Here is a 5616-nt window from a genome sequence, read left to right as displayed (position 1 = left end):
AGACTCAAAAAGAGATTGCTGGCATTCAGTCGGCGACTTCACGCCAGAATACGAAAGACCAGGTATATGCACAAAATGAGATGCTTGCTTATCAACAGAAGGAGTCTACTGCTCGCGTTGCGTCTATTATGGAAAACACCAATCTTTCCAAGCAACAGCAGGTTTCCGAGATTATGCGCCAAATGCTTACTCAAGCTCAAACGGCTGGTCAGTATTTTACCAATGACCAAATCAAAGAAATGACTCGCAAGGTTAGTGCTGAGGTTGACTTAGTTCATCAGCAAACGCAGAATCAGCGGTATGGCTCTTCTCATATTGGCGCTACTGCAAAGGATATTTCTAATGTCGTCACTGATGCTGCTTCTGGTGTGGTTGATATTTTTCATGGTATTGATAAAGCTGTTGCCGATACTTGGAACAATTTCTGGAAAGACGGTAAAGCTGATGGTATTGGCTCTAATTTGTCTAGGAAATAACCGTCAGGATTGACACCCTCCCAATTGTATGTTTTCATGCCTCCAAATCTTGGAGGCTTTTTTATGGTTCGTTCTTATTACCCTTCTGAATGTCACGCTGATTATTTTGACTTTGAGCGTATCGAGGCTCTTAAACCTGCTATTGAGGCTTGTGGCATTTCTACTCTTTCTCAATCCCCAATGCTTGGCTTCCATAAGCAGATGGATAACCGCATCAAGCTCTTGGAAGAGATTCTGTCTTTTCGTATGCAGGGCGTTGAGTTCGATAATGGTGATATGTATGTTGACGGCCATAAGGCTGCTTCTGACGTTCGTGATGAGTTTGTATCTGTTACTGAGAAGTTAATGGATGAATTGGCACAATGCTACAATGTGCTCCCCCAACTTGATATTAATAACACTATAGACCACCGCCCCGAAGGGGACGAAAAATGGTTTTTAGAGAACGAGAAGACGGTTACGCAGTTTTGCCGCAAGCTGGCTGCTGAACGCCCTCTTAAGGATATTCGCGATGAGTATAATTACCCCAAAAAGAAAGGTATTAAGGATGAGTGTTCAAGATTGCTGGAGGCCTCCACTATGAAATCGCGTAGAGGCTTTGCTATTCAGCGTTTGATGAATGCAATGCGACAGGCTCATGCTGATGGTTGGTTTATCGTTTTTGACACTCTCACGTTGGCTGACGACCGATTAGAGGCGTTTTATGATAATCCCAATGCTTTGCGTGACTATTTTCGTGATATTGGTCGTATGGTTCTTGCTGCCGAGGGTCGCAAGGCTAATGATTCACACGCCGACTGCTATCAGTATTTTTGTGTGCCTGAGTATGGTACAGCTAATGGCCGTCTTCATTTCCATGCGGTGCACTTTATGCGGACACTTCCTACAGGTAGCGTTGACCCTAATTTTGGTCGTCGGGTACGCAATCGCCGCCAGTTAAATAGCTTGCAAAATACGTGGCCTTATGGTTACAGTATGCCCATCGCAGTTCGCTACACGCAGGACGCTTTTTCACGTTCTGGTTGGTTGTGGCCTGTTGATGCTAAAGGTGAGCCGCTTAAAGCTACCAGTTATATGGCTGTTGGTTTCTATGTGGCTAAATACGTTAACAAAAAGTCAGATATGGACCTTGCTGCTAAAGGTCTAGGAGCTAAAGAATGGAACAACTCACTAAAAACCAAGCTGTCGCTACTTCCCAAGAAGCTGTTCAGAATCAGAATGAGCCGCAACTTCGGGATGAAAATGCTCACAATGACAAATCTGTCCACGGAGTGCTTAATCCAACTTACCAAGCTGGGTTACGACGCGACGCCGTTCAACCAGATATTGAAGCAGAACGCAAAAAGAGAGATGAGATTGAGGCTGGGAAAAGTTACTGTAGCCGACGTTTTGGCGGCGCAACCTGTGACGACAAATCTGCTCAAATTTATGCGCGCTTCGATAAAAATGATTGGCGTATCCAACCTGCAGAGTTTTATCGCTTCCATGACGCAGAAGTTAACACTTTCGGATATTTCTGATGAGTCGAAAAATTATCTTGATAAAGCAGGAATTACTACTGCTTGTTTACGAATTAAATCGAAGTGGACTGCTGGCGGAAAATGAGAAAATTCGACCTATCCTTGCGCAGCTCGAGAAGCTCTTACTTTGCGACCTTTCGCCATCAACTAACGATTCTGTCAAAAACTGACGCGTTGGATGAGGAGAAGTGGCTTAATATGCTTGGCACGTTCGTCAAGGACTGGTTTAGATATGAGTCACATTTTGTTCATGGTAGAGATTCTCTTGTTGACATTTTAAAAGAGCGTGGATTACTATCTGAGTCCGATGCTGTTCAACCACTAATAGGTAAGAAATCATGAGTCAAGTTACTGAACAATCCGTACGTTTCCAGACCGCTTTGGCCTCTATTAAGCTCATTCAGGCTTCTGCCGTTTTGGATTTAACCGAAGATGATTTCGATTTTCTGACGAGTAACAAAGTTTGGATTGCTACTGACCGCTCTCGTGCTCGTCGCTGCGTTGAGGCTTGCGTTTATGGTACGCTGGACTTTGTAGGATACCCTCGCTTTCCTGCTCCTGTTGAGTTTATTGCTGCCGTCATTGCTTATTATGTTCATCCCGTCAACATTCAAACGGCCTGTCTCATCATGGAAGGCGCTGAATTTACGGAAAACATTATTAATGGCGTCGAGCGTCCGGTTAAAGCCGCTGAATTGTTCGCGTTTACCTTGCGTGTACGCGCAGGAAACACTGACGTTCTTACTGACGCAGAAGAAAACGTGCGTCAAAAATTACGTGCAGAAGGAGTGATGTAATGTCTAAAGGTAAAAAACGTTCTGGCGCTCGCCCTGGTCGTCCGCAGCCGTTGCGAGGTACTAAAGGCAAGCGTAAAGGCGCTCGTCTTTGGTATGTAGGTGGTCAACAATTTTAATTGCAGGGGCTTCGGCCCCTTACTTGAGGATAAATTATGTCTAATATTCAAACTGGCGCCGAGCGTATGCCGCATGACCTTTCCCATCTTGGCTTCCTTGCTGGTCAGATTGGTCGTCTTATTACCATTTCAACTACTCCGGTTATCGCTGGCGACTCCTTCGAGATGGACGCCGTTGGCGCTCTCCGTCTTTCTCCATTGCGTCGTGGCCTTGCTATTGACTCTACTGTAGACATTTTTACTTTTTATGTCCCTCATCGTCACGTTTATGGTGAACAGTGGATTAAGTTCATGAAGGATGGTGTTAATGCCACTCCTCTCCCGACTGTTAACACTACTGGTTATATTGACCATGCCGCTTTTCTTGGCACGATTAACCCTGATACCAATAAAATCCCTAAGCATTTGTTTCAGGGTTATTTGAATATCTATAACAACTATTTTAAAGCGCCGTGGATGCCTGACCGTACCGAGGCTAACCCTAATGAGCTTAATCAAGATGATGCTCGTTATGGTTTCCGTTGCTGCCATCTCAAAAACATTTGGACTGCTCCGCTTCCTCCTGAGACTGAGCTTTCTCGCCAAATGACGACTTCTACCACATCTATTGACATTATGGGTCTGCAAGCTGCTTATGCTAATTTGCATACTGACCAAGAACGTGATTACTTCATGCAGCGTTACCATGATGTTATTTCTTCATTTGGAGGTAAAACCTCTTATGACGCTGACAACCGTCCTTTACTTGTCATGCGCTCTAATCTCTGGGCATCTGGCTATGATGTTGATGGAACTGACCAAACGTCGTTAGGCCAGTTTTCTGGTCGTGTTCAACAGACCTATAAACATTCTGTGCCGCGTTTCTTTGTTCCTGAGCATGGCACTATGTTTACTCTTGCGCTTGTTCGTTTTCCGCCTACTGCGACTAAAGAGATTCAGTACCTTAACGCTAAAGGTGCTTTGACTTATACCGATATTGCTGGCGACCCTGTTTTGTATGGCAACTTGCCGCCGCGTGAAATTTCTATGAAGGATGTTTTCCGTTCTGGTGATTCGTCTAAGAAGTTTAAGATTGCTGAGGGTCAGTGGTATCGTTATGCGCCTTCGTATGTTTCTCCTGCTTATCACCTTCTTGAAGGCTTCCCATTCATTCAGGAACCGCCTTCTGGTGATTTGCAAGAACGCGTACTTATTCGCCACCATGATTATGACCAGTGTTTCCAGTCCGTTCAGTTGTTGCAGTGGAATAGTCAGGTTAAATTTAATGTGACCGTTTATCGCAATCTGCCGACCACTCGCGATTCAATCATGACTTCGTGATAAAAGATTGAGTGTGAGGTTATAACGCCGAAGCGGTAAAAATTTTAATTTTTGCCGCTGAGGGGTTGACCAAGCGAAGCGCGGTAGGTTTTCTGCTTAGGAGTTTAATCATGTTTCAGACTTTTATTTCTCGCCATAATTCAAACTTTTTTTCTGATAAGCTGGTTCTCACTTCTGTTACTCCAGCTTCTTCGGCACCTGTTTTACAGACACCTAAAGCTACATCGTCAACGTTATATTTTGATAGTTTGACGGTTAATGCTGGTAATGGTGGTTTTCTTCATTGCATTCAGATGGATACATCTGTCAACGCCGCTAATCAGGTTGTTTCTGTTGGTGCTGATATTGCTTTTGATGCCGACCCTAAATTTTTTGCCTGTTTGGTTCGCTTTGAGTCTTCTTCGGTTCCGACTACCCTCCCGACTGCCTATGATGTTTATCCTTTGGATGGTCGCCATGATGGTGGTTATTATACCGTCAAGGACTGTGTGACTATTGACGTCCTTCCCCGTACGCCGGGCAATAATGTTTATGTTGGTTTCATGGTTTGGTCTAACTTTACCGCTACTAAATGCCGCGGATTGGTTTCGCTGAATCAGGTTATTAAAGAGATTATTTGTCTCCAGCCACTTAAGTGAGGTGATTTATGTTTGGTGCTATTGCTGGCGGTATTGCTTCTGCTCTTGCTGGTGGCGCCATGTCTAAATTGTTTGGAGGCGGTCAAAAAGCCGCCTCCGGTGGCATTCAAGGTGATGTGCTTGCTACCGATAACAATACTGTAGGCATGGGTGATGCTGGTATTAAATCTGCCATTCAAGGCTCTAATGTTCCTAACCCTGATGAGGCCGTCCCTAGTTTTGTTTCTGGTGCTATGGCTAAAGCTGGTAAAGGACTTCTTGAAGGTACGTTGCAGGCTGGCACTTCTGCCGTTTCTGATAAGTTGCTTGATTTGGTTGGACTTGGTGGCAAGTCTGCCGCTGATAAAGGAAAGGATACTCGTGATTATCTTGCTGCTGCATTTCCTGAGCTTAATGCTTGGGAGCGTGCTGGTGCTGATGCTTCCTCTGCTGGTATGGTTGACGCCGGATTTGAGAATCAAAAAGAGCTTACTAAAATGCAACTGGACAATCAGAAAGAGATTGCCGAGATGCAAAATGAGACTCAAAAAGAGATTGCTGGCATTCAGTCGGCGACTTCACGCCAGAATACGAAAGACCAGGTATATGCACAAAATGAGATGCTTGCTTATCAACAGAAGGAGTCTACTGCTCGCGTTGCGTCTATTATGGAAAACACCAATCTTTCCAAGCAACAGCAGGTTTCCGAGATTATGCGCCAAATGCTTACTCAAGCTCAAACGGCTGGTCAGTATTTTACCAATGACCAA

9 protein-coding genes are annotated in these 5616 nt (G+C 44.7%); all 9 read left to right on the top strand.

What is annotated here, in order from left to right:
* Nucleotides 1-476, top strand: a 476-nt coding sequence (locus LUCIF_RS27565; RefSeq protein ID WP_122625861.1) for a microvirus H family protein, incomplete at its 5' end; no start/stop codon positions are given.
* Between the two features lie 63 nt (nucleotides 477-539).
* On the top strand, nucleotides 540-2081 hold the full coding sequence (locus tag LUCIF_RS27560; protein WP_000252566.1) for a replication endonuclease: 1542 nt from the start codon (nucleotides 540-542) through the stop codon (nucleotides 2079-2081).
* On the top strand, nucleotides 2014-2166 hold the full coding sequence (locus tag LUCIF_RS27555; protein WP_435988044.1) for a hypothetical protein: 153 nt from the start codon (nucleotides 2014-2016) through the stop codon (nucleotides 2164-2166). The genes LUCIF_RS27560 and LUCIF_RS27555 overlap by 68 nt, the downstream gene beginning before the upstream one ends.
* Complete coding sequence (locus LUCIF_RS27550; protein WP_016670801.1) at nucleotides 2099-2338, top strand: phage DNA packaging protein C; 240 nt, start codon at nucleotides 2099-2101, stop codon at nucleotides 2336-2338. Before LUCIF_RS27555 ends, LUCIF_RS27550 begins: the two co-directional genes overlap by 68 nt.
* Entirely contained in the window at nucleotides 2335-2793 is a 459-nt protein-coding gene (locus LUCIF_RS27545; protein ID WP_000084700.1) for a scaffolding protein D, read from the top strand. Before LUCIF_RS27550 ends, LUCIF_RS27545 begins: the two co-directional genes overlap by 4 nt.
* Entirely contained in the window at nucleotides 2793-2909 is a 117-nt protein-coding gene (locus tag LUCIF_RS27540) for a phage DNA packaging protein J (RefSeq protein WP_000033471.1), read from the top strand. Before LUCIF_RS27545 ends, LUCIF_RS27540 begins: the two co-directional genes overlap by 1 nt.
* Nucleotides 2910-2945: 36 nt before the next feature.
* A complete protein-coding gene (locus LUCIF_RS27535) occupies nucleotides 2946-4229 on the top strand; it encodes a major capsid protein (RefSeq protein WP_000065572.1) in 1284 nt (427 codons plus the stop codon).
* 110 nt (nucleotides 4230-4339) lie between these two features.
* On the top strand, nucleotides 4340-4867 hold the full coding sequence (locus LUCIF_RS27530; RefSeq protein WP_000487867.1) for a hypothetical protein: 528 nt from the start codon (nucleotides 4340-4342) through the stop codon (nucleotides 4865-4867).
* 8 nt (nucleotides 4868-4875) lie between these two features.
* Nucleotides 4876-5616, top strand: a 741-nt coding sequence (locus LUCIF_RS27525) for a hypothetical protein (RefSeq protein WP_122625860.1), incomplete at its 3' end; no start/stop codon positions are given.

The sequence above is a fragment of the Allolucifera butyrica genome, assembly GCF_900476375.1.
Lineage (GTDB): Bacteria > Bacillota > Negativicutes > Sporomusales > UPPP01 > Lucifera > Lucifera butyrica.
The sequence above is the reverse complement of the archived record's forward strand: the minus strand, read 5'-3'. Positions and strand labels throughout refer to the sequence as shown.

Coding starts and splice junctions, on each gene's coding strand:
- LUCIF_RS27560 (WP_000252566.1), top strand. CDS start 540: ATGGTTCGTTCTTATTACCCTTCTGAATGTCACGCTGATTATTTTGAC.
- LUCIF_RS27545 (WP_000084700.1), top strand. CDS start 2,335: ATGAGTCAAGTTACTGAACAATCCGTACGTTTCCAGACCGCTTTGGCC.
- LUCIF_RS27540 (WP_000033471.1), top strand. CDS start 2,793: ATGTCTAAAGGTAAAAAACGTTCTGGCGCTCGCCCTGGTCGTCCGCAG.
- LUCIF_RS27535 (WP_000065572.1), top strand. CDS start 2,946: ATGTCTAATATTCAAACTGGCGCCGAGCGTATGCCGCATGACCTTTCC.
- LUCIF_RS27530 (WP_000487867.1), top strand. CDS start 4,340: ATGTTTCAGACTTTTATTTCTCGCCATAATTCAAACTTTTTTTCTGAT.